Origin of the sequence: Enterobacter sp. BRE11, assembly GCF_031844285.1 — a bacterium.
GTDB lineage: Bacteria > Pseudomonadota > Gammaproteobacteria > Enterobacterales > Enterobacteriaceae > Pantoea.
Window position 1 is genome coordinate 184,987 of sequence record NZ_JAUZUX010000005.1, and the last position, 25,100, is coordinate 210,086.

General features: G+C 61.5%; 16 protein-coding genes. 12 read left to right on the forward strand and 4 right to left on the reverse strand.

The annotated features are described in order from the left end of the window. Window positions 1–65: 65 nt before the first annotated feature. The 6 genes from Q9R34_RS07325 to lplT all read left to right on the forward strand — a co-directional run bounded on the left by Q9R34_RS07325 (window position 66) and on the right by lplT (window position 12,415). Window positions 66–1,295: an efflux RND transporter periplasmic adaptor subunit gene (locus tag Q9R34_RS07325; protein ID WP_485892966.1), complete on the forward strand. Its 1,230-nt coding sequence runs from the start codon at window positions 66–68 to the stop codon at window positions 1,293–1,295. Further along, window positions 1,292–4,498, forward strand: a complete 3,207-nt coding sequence (locus Q9R34_RS07330; RefSeq protein WP_485892967.1) for an efflux RND transporter permease subunit — start codon at window positions 1,292–1,294, stop codon at window positions 4,496–4,498. The genes Q9R34_RS07325 and Q9R34_RS07330 overlap by 4 nt, the downstream gene beginning before the upstream one ends. Continuing rightward, window positions 4,495–7,596, forward strand: a complete 3,102-nt coding sequence (locus Q9R34_RS07335; protein ID WP_485892968.1) for an efflux RND transporter permease subunit — start codon at window positions 4,495–4,497, stop codon at window positions 7,594–7,596. Before Q9R34_RS07330 ends, Q9R34_RS07335 begins: the two co-directional genes overlap by 4 nt. Window positions 7,597–7,599: 3 nt before the next feature. After that, on the forward strand, window positions 7,600–8,988 hold the full coding sequence (locus Q9R34_RS07340) for an efflux transporter outer membrane subunit (RefSeq protein WP_485892969.1): 1,389 nt from the start codon (window positions 7,600–7,602) through the stop codon (window positions 8,986–8,988). A 77-nt stretch (window positions 8,989–9,065) separates the two neighbouring features. After that, entirely contained in the window at window positions 9,066–11,225 is a 2,160-nt protein-coding gene (gene aas / locus Q9R34_RS07345) for a bifunctional acyl-ACP--phospholipid O-acyltransferase/long-chain-fatty-acid--ACP ligase (protein ID WP_485892970.1), read from the forward strand. Next, entirely contained in the window at window positions 11,213–12,415 is a 1,203-nt protein-coding gene (lplT, locus tag Q9R34_RS07350; RefSeq protein WP_485892971.1) for a lysophospholipid transporter LplT, read from the forward strand. Before aas ends, lplT begins: the two co-directional genes overlap by 13 nt. On the opposite strand, the gene Q9R34_RS07355 is transcribed toward lplT, so the two are convergent. Both Q9R34_RS07355 and barA read right to left on the reverse strand, forming a co-directional pair. Next, entirely contained in the window at window positions 12,412–12,579 is a 168-nt protein-coding gene (locus tag Q9R34_RS07355; RefSeq protein ID WP_485892972.1) for a type II toxin-antitoxin system CcdA family antitoxin, read from the reverse strand. The genes lplT and Q9R34_RS07355 overlap by 4 nt on opposite strands. Next, window positions 12,569–15,298 carry a two-component sensor histidine kinase BarA gene (barA, locus tag Q9R34_RS07360; RefSeq protein WP_485892973.1) on the reverse strand — a complete coding sequence of 910 codons (2,730 nt, stop codon included), beginning with the start codon at window positions 15,296–15,298 and terminating at the stop codon, window positions 12,569–12,571. The genes Q9R34_RS07355 and barA overlap by 11 nt, the downstream gene beginning before the upstream one ends. A gap of 78 nt (window positions 15,299–15,376) precedes the next feature. On the opposite strand from barA, the gene rlmD reads away from it, so the two are divergent. The 6 genes from rlmD to queE all read left to right on the forward strand — a co-directional run bounded on the left by rlmD (window position 15,377) and on the right by queE (window position 23,880). Beyond that, complete coding sequence (gene rlmD, locus Q9R34_RS07365; RefSeq protein ID WP_485892974.1) at window positions 15,377–16,690, forward strand: 23S rRNA (uracil(1939)-C(5))-methyltransferase RlmD; 1,314 nt, start codon at window positions 15,377–15,379, stop codon at window positions 16,688–16,690. 33 nt (window positions 16,691–16,723) lie between these two features. Further along, complete coding sequence (gene relA / locus Q9R34_RS07370) at window positions 16,724–18,955, forward strand: GTP diphosphokinase (RefSeq protein ID WP_485892975.1); 2,232 nt, start codon at window positions 16,724–16,726, stop codon at window positions 18,953–18,955. A 60-nt stretch (window positions 18,956–19,015) separates the two neighbouring features. Beyond that, window positions 19,016–19,804 carry a nucleoside triphosphate pyrophosphohydrolase gene (gene mazG / locus Q9R34_RS07375; RefSeq protein WP_485892976.1) on the forward strand — a complete coding sequence of 263 codons (789 nt, stop codon included), beginning with the start codon at window positions 19,016–19,018 and terminating at the stop codon, window positions 19,802–19,804. 229 nt (window positions 19,805–20,033) lie between these two features. Continuing rightward, entirely contained in the window at window positions 20,034–21,671 is a 1,638-nt protein-coding gene (gene pyrG, locus Q9R34_RS07380; RefSeq protein ID WP_434125864.1) for a glutamine hydrolyzing CTP synthase, read from the forward strand. Window positions 21,672–21,747: 76 nt separating this feature from the next. Next, window positions 21,748–23,046 carry a phosphopyruvate hydratase gene (eno, locus tag Q9R34_RS07385; RefSeq protein WP_103794806.1) on the forward strand — a complete coding sequence of 433 codons (1,299 nt, stop codon included), beginning with the start codon at window positions 21,748–21,750 and terminating at the stop codon, window positions 23,044–23,046. Window positions 23,047–23,208: 162 nt separating this feature from the next. Beyond that, the gene (gene queE, locus Q9R34_RS07390) at window positions 23,209–23,880 is read left to right on the forward strand and encodes a 7-carboxy-7-deazaguanine synthase QueE (protein ID WP_434125869.1); all 672 of its coding nucleotides are present in this window, start codon (window positions 23,209–23,211) and stop codon (window positions 23,878–23,880) included. A gap of 39 nt (window positions 23,881–23,919) precedes the next feature. Here queE and Q9R34_RS07395 read toward each other — a convergent pair whose 3' ends face one another. Continuing rightward, entirely contained in the window at window positions 23,920–24,516 is a 597-nt protein-coding gene (locus tag Q9R34_RS07395) for an inorganic diphosphatase (protein ID WP_485892977.1), read from the reverse strand. 128 nt (window positions 24,517–24,644) lie between these two features. Further along, window positions 24,645–25,004 (reverse strand): 6-carboxytetrahydropterin synthase QueD, encoded by a 360-nt coding sequence (gene queD / locus Q9R34_RS07400; RefSeq protein WP_434125871.1) that lies wholly within the window; start codon window positions 25,002–25,004, stop codon window positions 24,645–24,647. Between the last annotated feature and the right edge of the window lie 96 nt (window positions 25,005–25,100).

Sequence of the window (25,100 nt, forward strand, 5' to 3'; positions counted from 1 at the left end):
TAAACGTAATAATCCCCTGAAAAATAGGGGGTTTTTCTTTCTACCTCTGCAAAGACTTTTTAACCATGACGCATACCTCCCGCCTCTCCCGTTCCCGCTGGCTTAAATGGCTGCTGCTGTTCATCCTGATGGTGATGATTGCCGGCGCCGTCTGGCGCGTGTTGCCGTTCGGCAAAGGGCAGGGTGCGATGCCGCCTGGCGGTCGTCACGGCGGACGCGGCGGGCCGCCGGGCATGGCGATGATGGGCGGCGGCGCGACGCTGGTGCACAGCGGCGTGGCGACCACCGCCGACGTGCCGGTCTATCTCAACGCGCTCGGCACGGTGATCCCCAACGCCAGCGTCACCGTCACCAGCCGCGTCGACGGCCAGCTGGAGAAGGTTTACTTCACCGAAGGGCAGAAGGTAGAGGCGGGCCAGCTGCTGGCGCAGATCGATCCGCGCGGCTTTCAGGCGACGCTGAATCAGTATCAGGCGGAGCTGAGCGAAAACCAGGCGCTGCTGAAAAGCGCCGAGCTGACGCTGGCGCGCTACCGCAAGCTCTACGCGCAGGACTCGCTGGCACGTCAGGATCTCGACACCCAGACCGCGACCGTCGGGCAGTACCGCGGCGCCGTCGCCGCCGACCAGGCGCAGATCGCCAGCGCGAAGCTGAGCATTGAATATGCGCGCATCACCGCGCCGGTCAGCGGTCGCGTCGGGCTGCGGCTGGTGGATCCTGGCAATATGGTGCAAAGCTCCAGCAGCACCGGGCTGGTCACCATTACCCAGATGCAGCCCGCCGCCGTGACCTTTAGCGTGCCGCAGAGCTATATTCCCGCGCTGATTAAGGCGCTGCACAACGGTCAGGCGCTGCCCGCCACCGCCTTCGACCAGGACAACAGCCGCGCGCTGGCGCAGGGGGCAGTGAAATTCATCAGCAATCAGATCGACACCAGCACCGGCACCGTGGCGCTGAAGGCGACCTTCGCCAACGAGGATGAGGCGCTCTACGCCAACCAGTTCGTCAATCTGCGTTTGCAGATGGCAACCCTGACAGGGGCGACGGTGATCCCGTCGCAGGCGCTGCAGTTGAGCAGCGACGGCAGCTTTGTCTATGCGATCAATAAAGACAATACCGTGACGCGCAAGGCGGTCTCCGCTGGTCCGGCGTTCGGCGACGACAGGCAGGCGATTCTTAAAGGCGTCGAGCCCGGTGAGCGTCTGGTGACCGAGGGCATCGATCGCCTGACCAACGGCAGCAAAGTCGCGCTGGCGGATGAGACGCAACCGACCGCGACCACCGAGGCAAAATGAACCCGTCACGTCTCTTTATACAGCGGCCGGTCGCTACCATTCTGCTGATGGTCGGCGTGCTGGTTGCTGGCATTTTTGCCTACAAATTCCTGTCGACCTCGGCGCTGCCGCAGGTGGACTATCCCACCATCCAGATCACCACGCTCTATCCCGGCGCCAGCCCCGACGTGATGGCGTCGTCGGTGACCTCGCCGCTGGAGCGCCAGCTGGGGCAGATGGCGGGGCTGAGCCAGATGACCTCCACCAGCTCCGGCGGCTCCTCTGTTATCACCCTGAAGTTCAGCCTCGATCTTTCGCTCGACGTGGCGGAGCAGGAAGTGCAGGCGGCGATCAACGCCGCCAATAATCTGCTGCCGAGCGATCTGCCCAATCCGCCGACCTACAAAAAGGTCAATCCGGCGGACAGCGCGGTGATCACCCTGGCGGCCAGTTCAGACACCCTGCCGCTGACGCAGGTGCAGGATCTGGTCAATACCCGCGTGGCGCTAAAGCTGTCGCAGATTTCCGGCGTTGGCATGGTGACGCTGGCGGGCGGCCATCAGCCAGCGATCCGCGTGCAGATGAACCCGACCGCGCTTGCCGCTCATCATCTGACGCTGGAAGATGTCAACACGCTGATCGGCAACAGCAACGTTAACGGTTCCAAAGGCGGCTTCGACGGCAAATATCACTCGGTCACCATCGACGCCAACGATCAGCTGCGCACCGCCGCCGAGTACGGCAACCTGATTCTCACGTATCAGAACGGCGCGGCGCTGCGTCTGAAGGATATCGCCCATATTGAGCAGGGGCCGGAAAACAGCTTCCAGTCCGCCTGGGCCAACCGCAGCCCGGCAATTGTTATCAGCGTGCAGCGCCAGCCGGGCGCTAACGTGATTCAGGTGGTGGACAGCATCAAGGCGGCGCTGCCCACGCTACAGGCCGCGCTGCCGGACGGCGTGAAGATAACGATACTTTCCGACCGCACCCAGACCATCCGCGCCTCCATCAGCGACGTGCAGTTTGAGCTGATGCTGTCGATCGCGCTGGTGGTGATGGTGACCTTTCTCTTTCTGCGCAACGTGGCGGCGACGCTGATCCCCAGCGTGGCGGTGCCGCTGTCGCTGGTCGGCACCTTTGGCGTGATGTATCTGGCGGGCTTTAGCCTCAATAACCTGTCGCTGATGGCGCTCACCATCGCCACCGGCTTCGTCATCGACGACGCCATCGTGGTGGTAGAGAATATCTCGCGGCGGCTGGAGGAGGGCGAAATGCCGATGCAGGCGGCGCTAAAGGGCTCGCAGCAGATCGGCTTCACCATTATCTCGCTGACCTTCTCGCTGATTGCGGTGCTGATCCCGCTGCTGTTTATGGGCGACGTGGTCGGGCGGCTGTTCCGCGAGTTCGCCATTACCCTGGCGGTGTCGATCCTGGTGTCGATGCTGGTGTCGCTGACCTTAACGCCGATGCTGTGCGCTTATCTGCTGCACCATATTCCGCCGGAGCGGCAGTCGCGCTTTGCGCGCAAGGGCGGCGAGCTGTTCGACAAGCTCATCCGCGGCTACGATCGGCTGCTGACGGTGGTGCTCAACCACCAGAAGCTGACGCTGCTGGTGGCGCTGGCGACCTTTGCGCTCACCGCGCTGCTCTATATAGCGGTGCCGAAAGGCTTTTTTCCGACCCAGGATACCGGGCTGATTCAGGGCATTACGCTGGCGTCGCAGGATGTCTCCTTTAGCGAGATGGCAAAGCGTCAGCAGGCGCTGGCGAAGGTGGTGCTGGCCAACCCGGCGGTGCAGAGCGTCTCCTCTACCATCGGCATCGACGGCAGCAACACCAGCCTGAACAGCGGACGCCTGCAGATTAACCTGAAGCCTTTCGACCAGCGGGACGACAAGGCCGGTGCGGTGATTAAGCAGCTGCAGCAGGCGGCGACGCAGGTGGCAGGTATCCAGCTCTATATGCAGCCCGCGCAGGATCTGACGGTCAACGATCAGGTGACGCCGAGCCAGTATCAGTTCACCCTCGACGACGCCGACAGCGAAAATCTGGTGACCTGGTCGCCGAGGCTGGTGGCGGCGCTGCAAAAGCGCCCGGAATTTAACGGCGTGGTAAGTAACCTGCAGGATCAGGGCCGCGTCGCCTGGATCGAGCTGAACCGCGATAAAGCGGCGCGCTACGGCATTACCGCTTCGGACGTCGATACCGCGCTCTACAACGCCTTCGGCCAGCGTCTGGTCTCCACCATTTTCACCCAGTCGAACCAGTATCGCGTGGTGCTGGAGGTGGCGCCCGCTTACCAGCAGTCGCCCGCCTCGCTGGAGGAGGTCTATCTGCAGGCCGCGACCAGCGATAGCGCGACGAGCAGTTCGACGTCATCTGCGGGGGCGTCTTCGGCCACATCGGCGGCATCAACGTCAACGTCAACGTCAACCAGCGACGCCAGCGGCGGCATGGTAAAGCTGACCTCGGTCGCCACCATCCACCAGCGCGCCGGTTCGCTGATGCATATGCGGCTCAACCAGTTCCCGGCGGTGACGATCTCCTTCAACCTGAACAGCGGCTACTCGCTGGAGGAGGGGCAGAAGGCGATCGCCGAGGTGCAGCAGCAGCTGGGGATGCCGTCGAGCATCACGCTGCGTTATCAGGGCGAAACCGCCGCCTTCCAGAGCGCCACCGGCAATACCCTGTGGCTGATCCTCGCCGCGCTGCTCACCATGTACGTGGTGCTGGGCATTCTCTACGAGAGCTTTATTCATCCGGTCACCATTCTCTCCACGCTGCCCTCGGCGGCGGTCGGCGCGCTGCTGACGCTGCTGCTGGCGGGCAGCGAGTTCAGCCTGATTGCGCTAATCGGCGTGATCCTGCTGATCGGCATCGTGAAAAAGAACGCCATTATGATGATCGACTTTGCGCTGGAGGCGGAGAACAAGCAGCACCTCAGCCCGCGCGAGGCGATCCATCAGGCCTGCCTGCTGCGCTTTCGCCCGATCCTGATGACCACCATGGCGGCGCTGCTCGGCGCGCTGCCGCTGATGCTGGCGTCAGGCTCCGGCGCGGAGCTGCGCCAGCCGCTGGGGCTGGTGATCGTCGGCGGGCTGATCGTCAGCCAGGTGCTGACGCTCTTCTCCACGCCGGTGATCTACCTGTGGTTTGACGCCGTCGCGCAGCGCGGCAACGCTTGGGTAAAACGTCGCCAGCAGCGGTCGCGAGGCGCGTCATGAACCTGACGCGGCTGTTTATCTTCCGCCCGGTCGCCACGCTGCTGCTGACGCTGGCGATCCTGCTGCTCGGCGCGCTCGGCTACCGGCTGCTGCCGGTCGCGCCGCTGCCGCAGGTCGATTTTCCCACCATTATGGTGAGCGCCAGCCTGGCGGGCGCCAGTCCGGAAACCATGGCGGCGACGGTGGCGACGCCGCTGGAGCGCGCGCTGGGGCAGATTGCGGGCATTACCGAAATGACCTCCAGCAGCTCGCAGGGATCCGCCAGCATCATTTTGCAGTTTGAGCTGGACCGCGACATCAACGGCGCGGCGCGCGACGTGCAGGCGGCGATCAACGCCTCGCGCAGCCTGCTGCCGAGCAGCATGGCGTCGCTGCCGACCTACCGCAAGGCTAATCCCTCTGACGCGCCGATCGTGATGCTGGCGCTCACCTCGGCGACGCGCACCCCCGGCGAGCTGTACGATCTGGCCGAAAGCAAGATTGAGCAGGCGATGGGACAGGTGAAGGGCGTGGGCGAGGTGTCGCTGATGGGCAGCGCGCTGCCTGCGGTGCGCATCGACCTGCAGCCGCAGAAGCTGACGCACTACGGCATCTCGCTGGATAGCGTGCGCAGCGCCGTTGCCAACAGCACCACCAATTTGCCGAAAGGGATGCTGCAGGGCAGCAGCCAGTCGTGGATGATAGACAGCAACGGCCAGCTCGATAAAGCGGCGCAGTATCGGGATCTGATCGTCGCTTATCAGGACGGCAACGCGGTGCGGCTGCATGACGTCGCCACCGTCTATGACTCGGTGGAGGATCAGTATCAGGCCGGTTTTCTCAATGCCGCGCCGTCGGTGATGATCGGCATCAAGCGCCAGGCGGGCGCCAATATGCTCGACACCATCGACGCGATTAAGGCGCAGCTGCCAGCGCTGGAGAACGATCTGCCCGCCGATACGCAGCTAAAAGTGGTGATCGACCGCTCGCCAGGGGTGCGCGCCTCGCTCTACGACACCGAAGAGACGCTGCTGATTGCGGTGCTGCTGGTGATCGCCGTGGTGTTTCTGTTTCTGCGTAACCTGCAGGCGGTGGTGATCCCGGCGCTGGCGCTGCCGGTGTCGCTGATCGGCACCTGCGCGGTGATGTACCTGCTCGGCTACAGCCTCGACAACCTCTCGCTGATGGCGCTGATTATCTCTACCGGCTTTGTGGTGGATGACGCAATCGTGGTGCTGGAGAACATTACGCGCCATATCGAAGAGGGGCTGGGCCCGGTGCGCGCGGCGGTCCGCGGCGCGCGCGAGGTGAGCTTTACCGTGCTGTCAATGACGGTGTCGCTGATCGCCGTTTTTATCCCCATCCTGCTGATGGGCAGCATCGTAGGACGCCTGTTCCGCGAATTCGCCGTTACCCTCACGGTGTCGCTGCTGATCTCAATGTTCGTCTCCCTCAGCCTGACGCCGATGCTCTGCTCGCGGCTGCTGAAGCGCAAACCGCGCGTGACCACACGACCGCATCCGGTTTATCAGTTTATCGAGAACCGCCTCAACGCGCTGCTGGCCGCCTATGCGCGCGGGCTGAACTGGGTGATGCGCCATCAGAAGCTGACGATGTTTAGCCTGCTGCTCACCGTGCTGCTCAATCTGTTTCTCTATAGCGTGGTGCAGAAGGGCTTCTTTCCCAATCAGGACACCGGCCTGCTGATGGGCGCGCTGCGCGCCGACCAGAACATCTCGTTTCAGGCGATGAAGCCGAAAATGCTGATGTTCACCAGCATCATTCAGGCCGATCCGGCGGTAGAGAGCGTAATGTCGTCGATGGGCAGCGGCATGTTCGGCTCGCGCAACAGCGCCAACTTCTTCGTGCGGCTGAAGGCGCTCGACCAGCGCGACGCCACCGCCACCGAAGTGGCCAACCGGCTGAGCATGAAAACCAGCCATATCGCGGGCGCGCAGATGTTCCTGATGGCGGCACAGGATCTGCATATCGGCGGCCGCAGCGCCAACGCCAGCTATCAGTACAGCCTGCAGGCGGACGATCTCGATCTGCTGCGCACCTGGACGCCGAAGGTGCAGGCGGCGCTGGCGGCGATCCCGCAGCTCAACAGCGTCGACTCTGACTCGCAAACCGGCGGCCAGGAGGTGGTGATCACCATCGATCGCGATCGCGCCACGCGCCTCGGCGTCAATGTGCAGATGCTCGACACCCTGCTCAACAACGCCTTCAGCCAGCGCCAGGTCGCCACGCTCTATCACACGCTGAATCAGTATCACGTCGTGATGTCGCTGAACAGCAGCTACACGCGCGATCCGGCGATCCTCAACGAGCTTTATGTGATTAACGACAGCGGCGATCGCGTGCCGCTCTCCGCTTTCGCTACCCTGAGCAGCGGCAACGCGCCGCTGTCGGTGGCGCATCAGGGGCAGTCGGCCACCAGCACCGTCGCCTTTAACCTCAACGACGGCGTCTCGCTGGAAGAGGCGCAGGCCTTGATCAAGCAGGCGATGGCGAAGCTCGGTCTGCCCTCCAGCATCCAGGCCGGTTTCGCCGGCACCGCCGCCGCCTTCGGCCAGCTGACGGCCACCATGCCCTGGCTGATTCTGGCGGCGCTGGCGGCGGTCTATATCGTGCTGGGCGTGCTCTACGAGAGCTACGTGCATCCGCTGACTATTCTCTCCACGCTGCCGTCGGCGGGCGTCGGCGCGCTGCTGCTGCTGCTGCTCACCAACACGCAGCTCACGGTGATTGCGCTGATCGGCATCATCCTGCTGATTGGCATCGTCAAGAAGAACGCCATTATGATGATCGACTTTGCGCTCGACGCCGAGCGCCGTCTCGGCCTGACGCCGCAGCAGGCGATCGTGCAGGCGTGCCTGATGCGCTTTCGCCCCATCATGATGACCACGCTGGCGGCCTTTTTCGGCGCGCTGCCGCTGGCGCTCGGCAGCGGCGGCGACGCCGATCTGCGCAGCCCGCTCGGCATGGCGATTGCCGGTGGTCTGGCATTGAGCCAGCTGCTGACCCTGTTTACCACGCCGGTGGTTTATCTCTGGCTCGACCGTTTGAGTCGCGCCACTCAACGTCAGTGGCGCCGTTTGCGCCATGCGGAATCCTGATTGATGAAAAACGTTTCTCTCGCTTTACTGCTGCTGCTCGGCGGCTGCGCCGTCGGCCCCGACTATCAGCGCCCCAGCGCCAGCGTGCCGCTCCATTACAAAGAGGCGAGAGGCTGGCAGCGCGCCGCACCGCAGGACGATCAGAGCAAAGGTGAATGGTGGGCGGTCTATCACGACGACACCCTGAGCGGCCTGCTGCGGCAGGTCAGCCTCTCTAACCAGAACGTCGCCAGCTACGCCGCGCAGTACCGCGAGGCGCAGGCGCTGGCCGCTCAGTCGCGCGCCGCGCGCTTTCCCACGCTCGGCTATGACGCCAGCGCAACGCGCAGCGGCACCCGTTCCACCAACAGCGGCGCGCGCAGCGTCACCAGCAGCAACGCGGCGCAGCTAAGCGCCAGCTGGGAGGCGGATCTGTGGGGCAAGCTGCGCCGCACCCGCGAAGAGAATGTTGCCAGCGCCCAGGCGAGCGCCGCCGAACTGGCGAACGTGACGCTCAGCGCCCAGTCGGCGCTGGCGCAGGACTATTTTCAGCTGCGTATTATGGATGAGAAGATCGCGCGCTATCAGCAAAGCGTGGCGGCCTACGATCGCTACCTGAAGGTCATTGAGAATAAATACCAGGCGGGCAGCGAATCGCGCGCCACCCTGGCGCAGGCGCAGATGCAGCTGGAGAGCGCGCGCGCCTCGGCGCTCGACCAGCAGTGGCAGCGGGCCCAGATGGAGCATGCTATCGCGCTGCTGATCGGCAAAGCGCCAGCCGACTTCAGCCTGCCAGCGGCGAAGCTGACCGCGACGCTGCCGCCGTTGCCGCAGGCGCTGCCGTCGCAGCTGCTGCAGCGCCGTCCCGATATCGCCTATGCCGAACGCAACGTCGCCGCCGCCAACGCCGCGGTCGGCGTGGCGATTGCCGGCTACTATCCCGATCTGACGCTGAGCGCCAGCGGCGGCACCAGCGCCTCGGCGCTGCATAACCTCTTTTCGCTGCCGTATCGCGTCTGGTCGCTCGGCCCCGATCTGAGCGGCACGCTGCTCGATTTCGGCGCTACCTCGGCGAAGGTGGATCAGGCGCGCGCCGCGTATGATGCCAGCGTCGCCAGCTATCGCCTGGCGGTGCTGACGGCGATGCAGGAAGTCGAAGATGATTTGGTAGAGCTAAACACCCTCACCAGCGAACTGGATGCGCAGCAGCGTGCCACCGATGCCGCGCGCGAATCGGCGCGCGTCACCCGCAACCAGTATGAAGCGGGCATGATCGACTATCTGGACGTCGCCACCACCGAGGCCAGCAGCCTGAGCGCGCAGCAGAGCCTGCTGACGCTGCAAAGCACGCAGTGGGTCGCCAGCGTGGCGCTGATTGCCGCGCTCGGCGGCGGCTGGCAGAGCGCGCCCTAAATCGCGCCTTTACGCTTGTCGAACGACGTCAGATCCTGCATCGTTAGGAACCTTTTTAGCGATGCTATGGAGCTGGCATGTTGTTTACATTTTTACGGCTGGTCTGCCGCCTGCTGTGGCGAGTGGAACTGCGCGGTGATACCGCCGCGCTGCATCAGGGAAAAGTGCTGATCGCGCCGAATCATCTCTCTTTTCTCGACGGCGTGCTGCTGGCGCTGTTCCTGCCGATCAGACCGGTTTTCGCAGTTTATTCCGCGATCAGCGATCGGTGGTATATGCGGCTGGTGAAGCCGCTGATCGATTTCGTTCCGCTCGATCCGACCCGGCCGATGTCGATCAAGCAGCTGGTGCGGCTGATCGACAGCGGCCGTCCGGTGGTGATCTTCCCGGAAGGGCGCATTACCGTGACCGGCTCGCTGATGAAAATCTACAGCGGCGCGGGGTTCGTCGCCGCCAAATCGCAGGCCAACGTAGTGCCGATGCGCATTGAAGGCGCAGAGTACACCCCCTTTGGCCGCCTGGCGGGCGTCTTCAAGCGCCGCCTTTTTCCCCGTATCACCCTGAGCATTCTGCCCGCCACGCGCATTCCGATGCCGGAGGCGAAGCGCGCGCGCGACCGGCGCCAGCTCGCTGGTGAGCACCTGCACCATATTATGATGGAGGCGCGCATGGCGGTGCGCCCGCGCGAAACGCTCTATGACGCCTTCCTCAACGCCCGCACCCGCTACGGCGCCTTCAAGCCCTGCATCGAAGACGTCAATATGCAGCCCGACAGCTATACTGGGCTGCTGAAAAAGGCGCTCGGCGTCGGGCGCATTCTGGAGCGCTACAGCCAGCCGGGTGAAATCGTCGGCCTGCTGCTGCCGAATGCGACGGTGACCGCCGCGGCGATCCTCGGCGCGTCGATGCGCGGGCGCGTGCCGGCGATGCTCAACTACACCGCCGGGGTCAACGGCATGCGCGCGGCGCTGAGCGCGTCGCAGGTGAAAACCGTCTTCACCTCGCGCCAGTTTCTGGAGAAGGGCAACCTCTGGCATCTGCCGCAGGGGCTGACCGAGGTCGAGTGGATCTATCTGGAGGATCTGCGCGATACCGTGACAACGCAGGACAAGCTCTGGATCCTCGCGCATCTGCTGCTGCCGCGTCGCGCGCAGGTGGCGCGCCAGCCGGAAGAGGCGGCAATGGTGCTCTTCACCTCCGGCTCGGAGGGGAACCCCAAAGGGGTGGTGCATTCGCATAAAAGCCTGCTGGCGAACGTGGAGCAGATCCGCACCGTGGCGGATTTCACCCCACGCGATAAATTTATGTCGGCGCTGCCGCTGTTCCACGCCTTCGGCCTGACGGTGGGCCTGTTCACGCCGCTGATGACCGGCGCGCAGGTGTTTCTCTACCCCAGCCCGCTGCACTATCGCATCGTGCCGGAGCTGGTCTACGACCGCAACTGCACCGTGCTGTTCGGCACCTCGACCTTCCTCGGCAACTACGCGCGCTTTGCTGCGCCTTACGATTTCGCCCGCCTGCGCTACGTGGTGGCGGGCGCGGAGAAGCTGCAGGAAACGACGCGTCAGCTCTATATGGAGAAATACGGCATTCGTATTCTGGAAGGCTACGGCGTAACCGAATGCGCGCCGGTGGTGGCGATCAATGTGCCGATGGCGGCGAAAGCGCACACCGTCGGCCGCATCCTGCCGGGCATGGATTCGCGGCTAATGTCGGTAGAGGGCATTGAGCAGGGCGGACGTCTGCAGCTGCGCGGGCCGAACATCATGAACGGCTATCTGCGCGTCGAGAACCCCGGCGTGCTGGAAACGCCCGCTGCCGACAACGGTGAAGGGCAGATGGAGGCGGGCTGGTACGATACCGGCGACATCGTCTCCTTTGACGAAGGCGGTTTCTGTCAGATCCAGGGGCGCGCCAAACGCTTTGCCAAGATCGCCGGCGAGATGGTATCGCTGGAGAGCGTCGAGCAGATCGCCCTGAAGGCGTCGCCGGAGAAACAGCACGCGGCGTCGCTGCGCGCCGACGGCAACCGCGGCGAAGCGCTGGTGCTCTTTACCACCGACGCCGGGCTGAAGCGCGACGCGCTGCAGAAGGCGGCGCGCGAGCTGGGCGCGCCGGAGCTCGCCGTGCCGCGCGATATTCGCGTGATGAAACAGCTGCCGTTGCTGGGCAGCGGCAAACCGGACTATGTCAGCCTGAAAAAACAGGCGGAAGAGGAGCAGGCATGGGCAGGCTAAACACGCAGGCGATGTCGCTGAGGTCGCGCGGCATGCTGGCGGTGATGGGCGCGCAGTTTTTCTCCGCCTTCGGCGACAATGCGCTGCTGTTCGCCACCCTGGCGCTGCTGAAAAGCGAGTTCTATCCCGACTGGAGCCAGCCGGTGATGCAGATGCTGTTCGTCGCCGCCTATATTCTGCTGGCGCCCTTTGTCGGTCAGATGGCGGACAGCTTCGCCAAAGGCCGGGTCATGATGTTCGCCAACGGCCTGAAGCTGCTGGGGGCGCTGCTAATCTGCTTCGGCTTCAATCCTTTCGTGGGCTATACGCTGGTGGGCATTGGGGCAGCCGCTTATTCACCCGCCAAGTACGGCATTCTTACCGAGCTGACCTCTGGCGAGAAGCTGGTGAAGGCCAACGGCATGATGGAGAGCTCGACCATCGCCGCGATCCTGCTCGGATCGGTATCGGGCGGGGCGCTCGCCGACTGGAGCCTGACGGCGGCGCTGGCGCTCTGCGCAGCCACTTACGCGGTGGCGGTGGCGGCAAACCTGTTTATTCCGGCGCTTGCCGCGGCGCGGCCGGGACAGAGCTGGCACCCCGGCGTGATGCTGCGTGCTTTTTTCCAGGCGTGCTCAACGCTGTGGCATAACGCGGAGACGCGCTTTTCCATCCTCGGCACCAGCCTGTTCTGGGGCGCAGGCGTGACGCTGCGCTTTCTGCTGGTGCTCTGGGTGCCGGTGGCGCTCGGCATCGGCGACAACACGACGCCGACCACGCTCAACGCCATGGTGGCGATCGGCATTGTGGTCGGCGCCGGCGCCGCGGCGAAGCTGGTGACGCTGGAGACGGTGCGCCGCTGTATGCCTGCTGGCGTACTGATCGGCGTGATGGTGGTTATTTTTTCGCTACAGCATTCGCTGCTGAATGCGTACCTGCTGCTGATAGTGATCGGCGCGCTGGGCGGCTTTTTCGTGGTGCCGCTCAACGCGGTGCTACAGGCGCGCGGCAAAGCGAGCGTCGGCGCGGGCAATGCGATTGCGGTGCAGAACTTCGGCGAGAATATCGCCATGCTGGTGATGCTGGGGCTCTATACGCTGGCGGTGAAGGCGGGCGCGCCTGCGGTGGCGACCGGCGTCGGCTTCGGCGCGCTGTTTGCGCTGGCGATTGCGGCGCTCTGGCTGTGGCGGCCGAAAGCCGCCGCGCGTTAAAACTGAAGGTGCTGGTCCGAGAGTAAACCGTACGCTTCTGTTATTCGGTTGAGTCCGGCCAGCGCCGCCTCGTTAGCCTGTCGCCACTGCTGTGGCGATACGGCGACGGAAGGCTCTCTGCGTTGCCTGCCGCCGCGCTCTTTTTTGCTCTGGTTAGCTTTCACCCAGCAGCCTCCGCGCCTCGCGCGCCACGTTTTCCATCACGTCCTGCAGCTCAAGCAGCTCCGGCTCCAGGTCGTCGATATCGCCGCTCTGGCGCAGGTTCTTCTCCAGCTGGCGGCAGAGCTGCTTCATGCGCGGCACGCCGCTGTAGCTGGCGCTGCCGTGCAGCTTATGAATAATTTCGCGTATTCCCTGCACATCTTTCGCCGCCATAAAGGCGTCAAGTTTTTCATGCACCTCAGGCAGAAAGTCGAGCAGCATTGTCAGCATGTCGCGCGCCAGATCGGGCTTGTTCGCCGCCTGACGCAGCGCCAGCTCCCAGTCGAGCGACGGCGAAACGGCAGGCACCGCCGGCAGCACCGCAGGCAGCGCCGGGCTGTAGCGCGCCAGCAGTTGGCTGAGCCGGGCTTCGTCGATCGGCTTCGCCAGATAGTCGTTCATCCCGGCGTTGATCAGATGTTCGCGCTCGCCGTCGATGGCGTGCGCGGTGACCGCCACAATCGGCGTACTGGCGTGCAGCGGCAGGCTGCGAATGATTTCGCTGGCGCGAATGCCGTCGATCTCCGGCATCTGGATATCCATCAGGATGATATCCAGCGGCTGCGCGCGCGCCGCGGCGATCGCCTGCTCGGCGTTGTTGCATAACAGGCTATGCTGCACCTGCTCCTCCAGCAGCGCGCCGATCAGCTTGAGGTTGGCGGGGTTATCGTCCACCGCCATGACCCGCAGCGGCAGGCGCGCGCCGTTCGGCAGGTCGCTGCGCTGGCGGCTATGCAGGTCGGCCAGCAGCGGCAGCAGACGCGTGGTGGAGACCGGTTTGGTGATGCAGCCGTGAATGCCGCGCACCTTGAGCCGATCCGCCAGCAGCATCATGGCGCTCGGCAGCGCCAGCAGCACGCAGTCGGCACGGTTGAGCAGGGAATCGATAAAGGCGTCGTCCAGCAGCGCTTGCTGCGTGATGTCGATCGGCAGCCCGACCAGCAGCAGCGGATAGTGCGGCTCGCGCAGGCCCGACAGCGTTTCGCTGTGCTCGACCTGCAGCGGGGTAAGGCGCAGCATCTTCAGCGCCGCATCGGCCGAGGCGGCGTGCGCCTCGACGTAGGCCATGCGCGAGCGCGACAGGGCGTCGAGCGCGCGCGGCAGCGTCGGCGCGTTGGGATTGAGCTCGAGCTGTATCCGCACCCAGAAGGTCGAGCCTTCGTTAACGCGGCTGTGGAAGGCGATTTCACCGCCCATTTCGCTGACCAGCTTCTGGGTAATCACCAGCCCCAGCCCGGTGCCGCCGTGGCGGCGGGAAATGCTGGCGTCCGCCTGGCGAAACGCCTGAAACAGCTGGCTTTGCTGCTGCTCAGAAATGCCGATGCCGGAGTCGTGCACCTGAATCTCCAGCTCGACGCGCGTGGCGCTAACGGCGCGCTGTCCGACGCGCAGATCGATTGTGCCGCGCTCGGTAAACTTGATGGCGTTGCCCAGCAGGTTGATCAGAATCTGCTGCAGGCGCAGCGGATCGCCGATCACGTTATCCGGCACGCTGCTGTCGCACAGCACCGTCAGCTCCAGCCCTTTTTCGTGCGCCGACGGCGCCAGCAGCACGATGGTTTCATCCAGGGTGGCGCGCAGCGGGAAAGGAATCGACTCCAGCACCAGCTTGCCCGCTTCCAGCTTGGAAAAGTCGAGCACGTCATTGATGATGCTGAGTAAGTTATTCGCCGAGCGCTCAATGGTGTGCATATAGTCGCGCTGGGTGGTGCCGAGCGCCGTTTTCAGCATCTGACGGGTAAAGCCGATGACGCCGTTGAGCGGGGTGCGCAGCTCGTGAGACATATTGGCGAGAAACTCCGACTTGATGCGCGCCGCTTCCTGGGCGCGCTTTTTCGCCAGATCCAGCTCGACGTTCTGAATCTCCAGCTGCTCCAGCGTTTCTCGCAGATCCCAGGTCGCCTGATCGATATTGTGCTGCATCTCTTCATGATAGGCGGTGAGCGACATCGCCATGGCGTTGATGCCGTTTTTCAGAATGCTCAGCTCGCCCAGCATATAACCCTCGACGCGGCTGTCGAGCTGGCCGCGGCGAATGCGGTCGACGGTTGTCACCATGTTGCGAATCGGGCCGGTAACGTCGCGCATCAGGCGATAGGCAAATAGCATAGCGATGCAGAGACAAAACAGCAGCATCAGGGTGGCGATAAATACCTCTTTATACTGCTGCAAACGCACTGACTGCAGATCGAGCTCGATCGCCACGTAGCCGAGCGGATTACCCGCTGGTTTCGCCTCTTCGCTCGGCTGTTCATCTATCGCATAGTGCTCAGAGGTTATCGGCGTGCGCAGGATCAGCAGCGTGCCGTGGCGCTCTATCGAGACATCGTCCGGCAGCGCGTGGATATCCTCTTCCTGCATCAGGCTCAGATTCTGGTTGTTATTCGAGGTGACGTAGAGACGGTTAGTGTTGTCGAACACGGAAATGGCGCGGACAATATCAGAATGACGGCGGTGCAGCAGGCTGACCAGCGCGCGCAGCGCGTCGCGATCGTGCCAGGTCATGCTGTATTCGCTGGAGATCGCCAGCGGCTCAATAATGCTGGCGCCCGCGTCCACGACCTGCCGCTGCAGTTCGTTATAGCGATGCACCACGAAAAATGAGCTGAGCAGGAGTCCAATCATTAACGTCGGGGCCAAAATTAGAATCATCATTCGCGCCCGCAGGCTGTATTTCGTCATAATAGTCGCTGGCTGAGCCCGTTATCCCTGTGCGCGACAACGCGCGCACGCTGAATTTTATTGAGAATGTAGAACACTATGGCGCAATTTTACTCCGCAAAACAGCGCGTGACGACGAAGCAACGCATCACCGTCACCGTAGACGAGCTCGATCCTTTTGGTCAGGGCGTGGCGCGGCATCAGGGCAAGACCCTGTTTATCAACGGCGCGCTGCCCGGCGAGCAGGCGGAAGTGACGCTGGTGGAGGAGAAACGTCAGTATGCGCGCGGCAAAGCGACGCGGCTGCTCAGCCTCAGCCCGGAGCGCGTGACGCCGCGCTGCCCGCACTTTACCCGCTGTGGCGGTTGTCAGCAGCAGCACGCCGCCGAGTCGCTGCAGCAGCGCAGCAAAGCGGCAGCGCTGTCGCGTATGCTGGGCCAGACGGCGCAGCGTGCCGTCGCGGTGGATGAGATCCTCGCCGGACCTGCCTGGGGCTATCGTCGCCGCGCGCGCCTCGGCCTGCAGTGGCAGCCGAAAACGCGCGAGCTGCAGATGGGATTTCGCCAGGAGGGGAGCAACGAGCTGGTAGCCATTCGCGTCTGCCCCATTCTGGCGCCCGAACTTGAAGCGCTGCTGCTGCCGTTGCGCGACTGCCTCAGCGCGCTAAAGGCGGCCAGCCGGCTGGGGCATCTTGAACTGGTGCTGGCGGACAACGGGCCGCTGATGGTATTGCGCCATCTCGACGCGCTGCAGGCCGCCGACCGCGAAAAACTGGAACGTTTTTCGCATGAGCAGAGGCTGATGCTGTTTCTCGACGACGGCAAGCGGCTGGAGCAGGTGCGCGGCGAGGAACCTTTTTACCATTCGGGCGAGGTGCGGTTGACCTTTAGTCCGCAAGACTTTATCCAGGTCAACGACGCGGTCAATCAGCAGATGGTGGCGCAGGCGATCGCCTGGCTCGATCTGCGGCCGGAAGACCGCGTGCTCGATCTTTTTTGCGGCATGGGAAACTTTACGATCCCTGTAGGAAAATTCGTACAAAATGCTGTGGGTGTGGAGGGCGTTGCAGCATTAGTGCGGCAGGCAGCGTATAATGCGCAACTGAATAATCTTAAAAATGTCCGCTTTTTCCAGCATAACCTGGAGGAAGACGTTACGCGTCAGCCGTGGGCGGCGCAGGGATTTAACAAGGTATTGCTCGATCCGGCGCGCGCCGGGGCCGCGGGTGTGATGACGCATGTGGTTAAACTTGCGCCAGAGCGCGTGGTCTATGTTTCGTGTAATCCCACAACGCTTGCTCGTGACAGCCAGACATTGCTGTCGGCGGGCTACCATCTGGAAAGGGTCGCGATGCTGGATATGTTCCCTCATACCCGTCATCTCGAGTCCATGGTGCTATTCAGCAAAACATAAGCGGCAATTGATGCTGCTGTGGCAGGAGAGGATATGGTTGCGGTCAGAAGTGCGCATTTAAATACGGCAGGAGAGTTCGCTCTCGATCAGTGGATCGCCAGTCTTGGCATTGCCAACCCGCAATCATGTGAACGTATCGCCGAGACCTGGCGCTATTGCGAGGCCCAGACGCAGGGCCACCCCGATCAGTCGCTGCTGCTGTGGCGCGGTATCGAGATGGTTGAGATCCTCTCAATGCTCAGCATGGATATCGAAAGCTCCTGCGCCGCGCTGATCTTCCCGCTGGCGAGCGCGGAAGTGGTGAGCGAAGAGGAGCTAGGCGAAACCTTCGGCAACGGCATCGTTACGCTGGTGCACGGCGTGCGCGATATGGACGCCATTCGCCAGCTCAAAGCGATCCACAACGACTCCATGGCCTCTGAGCAGGTGGATAACGTGCGCCGCATGCTGCTGGCGATGGTGGAGGATTTCCGCTGCGTGGTGATAAAGCTGGCGGAACGCATTATGAACCTGCGCGAGATGAAAGACGCGCCGGAAGATGAGCGCGTGCTGGCGGCCAAAGAGAGCACCAATATCTATGCGCCGCTCGCCAACCGGCTCGGCATCGGCCAGCTGAAATGGGAGCTGGAGGATTACTGCTTCCGCTACCTGCATCCCGATGAATACAAACGCATCGCCAAACTGCTGCACGAGCGCCGTATCGACCGCGAGCAGTATATCGAGAACTTCGTCGACTCACTGCGCAAAGAGATGGTGAAAGAGGGGGTACGCGCCGAGGTTTACGGTCGTCCGAAACATATCTACAGCATCTGGCGCAAGATGCAGAAGAAGTCGCTGGCGTTCGACGAGCTGTTTGACGTGCGCGCGGTGCGCATCGTTGCCGAGCGTCTGCAGGACTGCTACGGCGCGCTCGGCATCGTGCATACGCTCTATCGTCATCTGCCGGCGGAGTTCGATGACTATGTCGCCAACCCTAAACCGAACGGCTATCAGTCGATTCATACCGTGGTGCTCGGGCCGAAAGGCAAAACCGTGGAAATTCAGATCCGCACCCGGCAGATGCACGAAGACGCCGAGCTGGGCGTCGCCGCACACTGGAAATATAAAGAGGGGCCGAGTACCGGCAGCGCCCGCGGCGCCTCTGGACACGAAGGGCGTATCGCCTGGCTGCGTAAGCTGATCGCCTGGCAGGAAGAGATGGCTGACTCCGGCGAGATGCTGGAAGAGGTGCGCAGCCAGGTGTTCGACGATCGCGTGTACGTCTTTACCCCAAAAGGCGACGTGGTGGATCTGCCTGCTGGATCGACGCCGCTCGACTTCGCCTATCACATTCACAGCGATATCGGCCACCGCTGCATCGGCGCCAAGATTGGCGGCCGCATCGTGCCCTTTACCTATCAGCTGCAGATGGGCGATCAGGTTGAAGTGATCACCCAGAAACAGCCGAACCCGAGCCGCGACTGGCTGAACCCCAACCTCGGCTATATCACCACCAGCCGCGGACGCGCCAAGATCCATAACTGGTTCCGCAAGCAGGACCGCGACAAAAACATCGCTGCGGGCCGTCAGATCCTCGACAGCGAGCTGAACCAGCTCGATATCAGCCTGCGCGAAGCGGAGAAGCTGCTGCTGCCGCGCTATAACGTTACCTCGCTCGATGAGCTGCTGGCGGCGATTGGCGGCGGCGATATTCGCCTCAACCAGATGATTAACTTCCTGCAGGCGAAGCTCAACAAGCCGAGCGCGGAAGAGGAAGATCGCGAGGCGCTGCGCCAGCTGACGCAGAAAAGTTACTCGCCGCCGTCGCGCAAAGAGAGCGGCCGCGTGGTGGTGGAAGGGGTCGGCAACCTGATGCACCATATCGCGCGCTGCTGTCAGCCGATTCCGGGCGACGATATTGTCGGGTTTATCACCCAGGGCCGCGGCATCTCTATCCACCGCGCCGACTGCGATCAGCTCGCTGAGCTGAGCGACCACGCGCCAGAGCGCATTGTCGATGCGGTGTGGGGCGAGAGCTACTCCAGCGGCTACTCGCTGGTGGTGCGCGTGACCGCCAACGATCGCAGCGGCCTGCTGCGGGACATCACCACCATTCTCGCCAACGAGAAGGTCAACGTGCTGGGCGTCTCCAGCCGCAGCGACACCAAAAAACAGCTGGCGACCATCGATATGGACATTGAAATCTACAATCAGCAGGTGCTGGGTCGCGTGCTGTCGCGGCTGAACCAGGTGCCTGATATCATCGACGCCCGACGTCTTCACTGATATTGCGGGATGGGCAGGTGCCCATCCCGCTTCTGCTCCCCGATTTAACAAGGACTGACTATGAGCGCACTCGATCGCCTGCTGGGCATCATGCAAACCCTGCGCGATCCGCAACGCGGCTGCCCGTGGGATCGCGAACAAACCTTCGCTTCGATTGCGCCCTATACGCTGGAAGAGACCTATGAAGTGCTGGACGCCATCCAGCGAGAAGACTTCGACGATCTGCGCGGCGAGCTGGGCGATCTGCTGTTTCAGGTGGTGTTTTACGCGCAGATGGCCAGCGAGCAGGATCGCTTTACCTTCGACGACATCTGTAATGCTATCAGCGACAAGCTGGAGCGCCGCCATCCACATATTTTCGGCGACGCCAGCGTAGAGGGCAGCGCAGAGGTGCTGAAAAACTGGGAGGCGATCAAGGGCGCAGAGCGGGCGGAAAAGGCGCAGCACTCGGCGCTCGACGATATTCCCAAAGCGCTGCCGGCGCTGATGCGCGCGCATAAAATCCAGAAACGCTGCCATAACGTCGGCTTCGACTGGACCTCAATCGGCCCGGTGCTGGATAAAGTGCATGAAGAGATCGACGAAGTGATGCACGAGGCGCAGCAGGCGACCATCGATCCGCACAAGCTGGAAGAGGAGATCGGCGATCTGCTGTTTGCCACGGTCAACCTGTCGCGCCATCTGGGCAGCAAAGCGGAAACCGCGCTGCAAAAGGCGAACGACAAGTTTGAGCGCCGTTTCCGCGCGGTAGAGTCGATTATCGCCGCGCAGGGACTCGCCATGTCCGAGACGACGCTGGAGCAGATGGAGGCCGCCTGGCAGCAGGTTAAAGAGGGCGAAAAGCGCTGATTATTCCAGCGCCGCATACAATTTAGCCGGTCACGCTTACTCGATTCAGCCTGAGAAAAAAGTTGTGACCTGCGTCAACATTTCCCTGGCCGCTATCCGCTATGTTACCCGCTGCAATGCGTTGGAGGATGGCGGTGATTCATCAATTGTGGCTAACAGGGGTTTCAGGTATACTGTTTTCCCGTCCTGGTTATTCCACCGTCTTTAAACCTAAACTCTCAGGTTCAGCATGACAACGAATTATATTTTTGTGACCGGCGGGGTCGTTTCCTCTCTGGGTAAAGGCATTGCCGCAGCCTCCCTCGCAGCCATTCTCGAAGCACGTGGTCTCAACGTGACCATCATGAAGCTGGATCCCTATATCAACGTCGATCCGGGCACCATGAGCCCTACCCAGCACGGTGAAGTGTTCGTCACCGACGACGGGGCCGAAACCGATTTGGATTTGGGTCACTACGAGCGCTTCATCCGTACGAAAATGACGCGCCGCAACAACTTCACGACCGGCCGCATCTACTCTGAAGTGCTGCGCAAAGAGCGCCGCGGCGACTATCTCGGCGCGACCATTCAGGTTATCCCGCACATCACCAACGCCATCAAAGAACGCATTATTGCAGGTGGCGAAGGTCATGACGTCGTTCTGGTGGAGATCGGCGGCACCGTCGGCGATATCGAATCGCTGCCGTTCCTGGAGGCGATTCGCCAGATGGCGGTTGATGTCGGCCGCGAGCACACCATGTATATGCACCTGACGCTGGTGCCTTATATGGCGGCGGCGGGTGAGGTGAAAACCAAGCCAACACAGCATTCAGTAAAAGAGCTGCTCTCTATCGGCATCCAGCCCGACGTGCTGATCTGCCGTTCCGACCGCGCCGTGCCGGCAAACGAACGCGCCAAGATCGCGCTGTTCTGTAACGTGCCGGAAAAAGCGGTTATCTCGCTGAAAGATGTCGATTCTATCTACAAAATCCCGGGCCTGCTGAAATCACAGGGTCTGGATGATTATATCTGCAAGCGCTTCAACCTGAACGCGCCGGAAGCCAACCTGTCCGAATGGGAGCAGGTGATCTACGAAGAGGCCAATCCGGGCGGCGAAGTGACCATCGGCATGGTCGGCAAATATGTCGAACTGCCGGATGCGTACAAATCGGTGATTGAAGCGCTGAAGCATGGCGGCCTGAAAAATCGCGTAACGGTCAATATCAAGCTGATCGATTCGCAGGACGTCGAGACGCGCGGCGTCGAAATTCTCAAAGATCTGGATGCGATTCTGATCCCCGGCGGCTTCGGCTACCGCGGCGTGGAAGGCAAGCTGATGACCGCGCAGTACGCGCGTGAAAACAACGTGCCTTATCTGGGCATCTGCCTCGGCATGCAGGTGGCGCTGATGGAGTTCGCGCGCAACGTTGCCGGGATGGAAGGCGCCAACTCCACTGAATTTGTGCCAGACTGTAAATACCCGGTGGTAGCGTTGATCACCGAGTGGCGCGATGAAAACGGCAATGTGGAGCAGCGTACGGAGTCCAGCGACCTGGGCGGCACCATGCGCCTCGGCAGCCAGCAGTGCCAGCTGACGCCGGACAGCAAAGTTCGTCAGCTCTACGGTTCCGACACTATCGTCGAGCGCCATCGCCACCGCTACGAAGTCAACAATCTGCTGCTAAAGCCGATTGAAGCCGCAGGGCTGCGCATTGCCGGACGTTCTGGCGACGACCAGCTGGTCGAGATCATCGAGATCCCGAATCACCCCTGGTTTGTGGCCTGCCAGTTCCATCCGGAGTTCACGTCAACACCGCGCGACGGTCATCCGCTGTTCGCTGGCTTTGTTAAGGCCGCGCAGGATCACCAGAAGCGTTTAGCGAAGTAAGTTTCACGAGCAACGCGCGAACTTTTCGCGCGTTGTTTGTCTTAGGATTGACTAACTTGTACTGAGGAAAATCGTAATGGCCAAAATCGTTAAAGTCATCGGTCGCGAAATCATCGACTCCCGCGGCAACCCAACTGTAGAAGCGGAAGTGCATCTGGAAGGTGGTTTTGTTGGTCTGGCAGCGGCACCGTCAGGCGCTTCTACCGGTTCACGCGAGGCGCTGGAACTGCGCGACGGCGACAAATCTCGTTTCCTGGGCAAAGGCGTAACGAAAGCCGTTGCTGCGGTTAACGGTCCGATTGCGGATGCGGTAAAAGGCAAAGACGCGAAAGATCAGGCGAACATCGATAAAATCATGATCGACCTGGACGGTACTGAGAACAAATCCAACTTCGGCGCAAACGCCATCCTGGCGGTATCGCTGGCTGCGGCGAAAGCGGCAGCGGCCTCTAAAGGTCAGCCGCTGTACGAGCACATCGCTGAGCTGAACGGCACCCCGGGCAAATTCTCTATGCCGCTGCCGATGATGAACATCATCAACGGCGGTGAGCACGCCGACAACAACGTCGATATCCAGGAGTTCATGATCCAGCCGGTTGGCGCTTCAACGGTGAAAGAAGCGATCCGTATGGGTTCTGAAGTGTTCCATCACCTGGCGAAAGTGCTGAAGGCGAAAGGCATGAACACCGCTGTTGGTGACGAAGGCGGCTACGCGCCGAACCTGGGCTCTAACGCTGAAGCGCTGGCTGTCATCGCAGAAGCGGTAAAAGCGGCGGGCTACGAGCTGGGCAAAGATATCACCCTGGCGATGGACTGCGCAGCCTCTGAATTCTACAAAGATGGCAAATATGTGCTGGCTGGCGAAGGCAACAAAGCCTTTACCTCTGAAGAGTTCACGCACTTCCTGGAAGATCTGACTAAACAGTACCCGATCGTCTCTATCGAAGATGGTCTGGACGAGTCAGACTGGAACGGCTTTGCTTACCAGACTAAAGTGCTGGGCGACAAAATCCAGCTGGTGGGCGACGACCTGTTCGTAACCAACACCAAAATCCTGAAAGAAGGCATCGAGAAAGGCATTGCTAACTCCATCCTGATCAAGTTCAACCAGATCGGTTCTCTGACCGAAACTCTGGCGGCGATCAAAATGGCCAAAGACGCAGGCTACACCGCGGTGATTTCACACCGTTCAGGTGAAACCGAAGACGCCACCATCGCTGACCTGGCGGTCGGTACTGCAGCAGGCCAGATCAAAACCGGTTCAATGAGCCGTTCTGACCGCGTTGCTAAGTACAACCAGCTGATTCGTATCGAAGAAGCCTTGGGTTCAAAAGCGCCGTTCAACGGTCTGAAAGAAGTGAAAGGCCAGGCGTAATCGCCTGCTGGTGCCGTCATCTGACGGCCTTTGCCTGAGTCAAAGCCCCGCCTTGTGCGGGGCTTTTGCTTTATCTGGCGCAGAGAAAAGGCACGTCGCGTGGTTGAGCTGCACGGCAAATCTGCCATAATCAGCGCCCTGTTTTTTTCAAGCGAGTCCGTAATGCAATACCCGATTAATGAAATGTTCCAGACGCTGCAGGGAGAAGGATTTTATACCGGCGTTCCGGCCATCTTTATCCGCTTACAGGGATGTCCGGTGGGTTGTAGCTGGTGTGATACCAAACATACCTGGGAGAAGCTGGCCGATCGGGAAACGGCGCTGGGCGATATTCTGGTCAAAACGGTGGAAACAGATGCCTGGGGCCACGCCGATGCGGCGCTGCTGATTGAGACTATCCAGCGTCAGGGCTGGACGGCGCGCCATGTGGTGATTACCGGCGGCGAGCCGTCGATTTACGATCTGCGCCCGCTGACCACGGCGCTGGAAGCGCAGGGGTTTCAGTGCCAGATCGAAACCAGCGGCACGCACGAAGTGCACTGCTCCGAGAAAACCTGGGTGACGGTATCGCCGAAGGTGAATATGCGCGGCGGCTATGACGTGCTGGCCCAGGCGCTGCAGCGTGCGGATGAGATCAAGCATCCGGTGGCGCGCGAGCGCGACGTAGAGGCGCTGGACCAACTGCTGGCAACCCTGAGCGACAGCAAAGCGCGCATTATTGCGCTGCAGCCCATCAGCCGCAAAGACGCGGCGACGAAACTCTGTATTGAAACCTGTATCGCGCGCAACTGGCGCCTGTCGATGCAGACTCACAAATATCTTAATATCGCCTGACGGCAGAGAGCAGGGCGGCGGCCGCGCCGCCCGCTGGCATTACTGCTTCGCTTTATAGGCGTCAAACGCCTTCTTGATTTCGCTCTTCGCCACGTCGGCACCCTCAAATCCGTTCAGCTCGACCTTTTTGCGCCCCTCGGGCAGTTGCTTATAAACGCGGAAAAAGGCCTCGAGGCGTGCCCGTTCCATCTTCGGCAGATCGCTGATGCTCTGAATATCGTCCCAGGTCGGATCGATTTTACTGGTCGGCACCGCGACGATCTTGTCGTCCACTTCGCCGCCGTCAATCATCTTCAGCACGCCGATAGCGCGCAGTTTAATCAGCGTGCCTGGCTGCAGCGGCGCGCGGGTATAGAAGATCACGTCGAGCGGATCGTTATCACCGCCCAGCGACTGCGTCAGGGATCCGTAGTTAGCCGGATAGGCCACCGGCATCGACTGAAAGCGATCCGCCACGATAAAGCCGGTTTTGGCGTCGGTCTCATATTTGATTGTGCCGCCGGCGGGAATTTCGGTCACGGCGTAGAACTCGTCCGGCACGTTGTCCGGCTGGGGAAAGTCGAGCACGTTTTGCGCCTGTACGGCGGCAGAGGCGGTAAAAAGCAGCGCAAGGGCAGCAAGGCGTTTCAGGTTCATTGTTGATTCTCTTGATCTTTAATGAAGGAGAGAACAACGTAGAGAGGTCAGATGACAGAGAGATGACGCAGGCGTAAAGAAGCGTAGGGCGGAAAGAGCGGGCTGTGCGGTCCACAGCCCTGACGGGATTATCCTTTATAGACGCAGCCCGCTGTACAGGTCTCTTTGATCATTACCGCGCTCAGCTCCGGCAGCTGCGGCTTCATCCGATCCCAAATCCACTTCGCCAGCACTTCGCTGGTGGGGTTCTCAAGGCCAGCGATCTCGTTCAGATAGTGGTGATCGAGGCGCTCGTACAGCGGCTTGAACGCCGCTTTCAGTTCGGCGAAATCCATTACCCAGCCGGTATGCGCGTCCACTTCGCCGGTAATTTCCAGTCGCACCAGAAACGAATGGCCATGCAGGCGACCGCATTTATGTCCTGCCGGGACGTTAGGTAAATGGTGAGCAGCTTCGAACTGGAACTCTTTAAACAATGTGGTAGACATAATGGCTCTCAGGCTAAAAAACCGGGGAATTCTACCTGAAATACGGAATTTTCGCATCCGTACCGTTGTAAAGAGGGATTTGCGCGGTCACTGCAG

Excerpts from the sequence above, each read along its gene's own strand:
- Q9R34_RS07325 (WP_485892966.1), top strand. The coding sequence starts at position 66 with ATGACGCATACCTCCCGCCTCTCCCGTTCCCGCTGGCTTAAATGGCTG.
- Q9R34_RS07330 (WP_485892967.1), top strand. The coding sequence starts at position 1,292 with ATGAACCCGTCACGTCTCTTTATACAGCGGCCGGTCGCTACCATTCTG.
- Q9R34_RS07335 (WP_485892968.1), top strand. The coding sequence starts at position 4,495 with ATGAACCTGACGCGGCTGTTTATCTTCCGCCCGGTCGCCACGCTGCTG.
- Q9R34_RS07340 (WP_485892969.1), top strand. The coding sequence starts at position 7,600 with ATGAAAAACGTTTCTCTCGCTTTACTGCTGCTGCTCGGCGGCTGCGCC.
- aas (WP_485892970.1), top strand. The coding sequence starts at position 9,066 with ATGTTGTTTACATTTTTACGGCTGGTCTGCCGCCTGCTGTGGCGAGTG.
- lplT (WP_485892971.1), top strand. The coding sequence starts at position 11,213 with ATGGGCAGGCTAAACACGCAGGCGATGTCGCTGAGGTCGCGCGGCATG.
- barA (WP_485892973.1), bottom strand. The coding sequence starts at position 15,298 with ATGACGAAATACAGCCTGCGGGCGCGAATGATGATTCTAATTTTGGCC.
- rlmD (WP_485892974.1), top strand. The coding sequence starts at position 15,377 with ATGGCGCAATTTTACTCCGCAAAACAGCGCGTGACGACGAAGCAACGC.
- relA (WP_485892975.1), top strand. The coding sequence starts at position 16,724 with ATGGTTGCGGTCAGAAGTGCGCATTTAAATACGGCAGGAGAGTTCGCT.
- mazG (WP_485892976.1), top strand. The coding sequence starts at position 19,016 with ATGAGCGCACTCGATCGCCTGCTGGGCATCATGCAAACCCTGCGCGAT.
- pyrG (WP_434125864.1), top strand. The coding sequence starts at position 20,034 with ATGACAACGAATTATATTTTTGTGACCGGCGGGGTCGTTTCCTCTCTG.
- eno (WP_103794806.1), top strand. The coding sequence starts at position 21,748 with ATGGCCAAAATCGTTAAAGTCATCGGTCGCGAAATCATCGACTCCCGC.
- queE (WP_434125869.1), top strand. The coding sequence starts at position 23,209 with ATGCAATACCCGATTAATGAAATGTTCCAGACGCTGCAGGGAGAAGGA.
- Q9R34_RS07395 (WP_485892977.1), bottom strand. The coding sequence starts at position 24,516 with ATGAACCTGAAACGCCTTGCTGCCCTTGCGCTGCTTTTTACCGCCTCT.
- queD (WP_434125871.1), bottom strand. The coding sequence starts at position 25,004 with ATGTCTACCACATTGTTTAAAGAGTTCCAGTTCGAAGCTGCTCACCAT.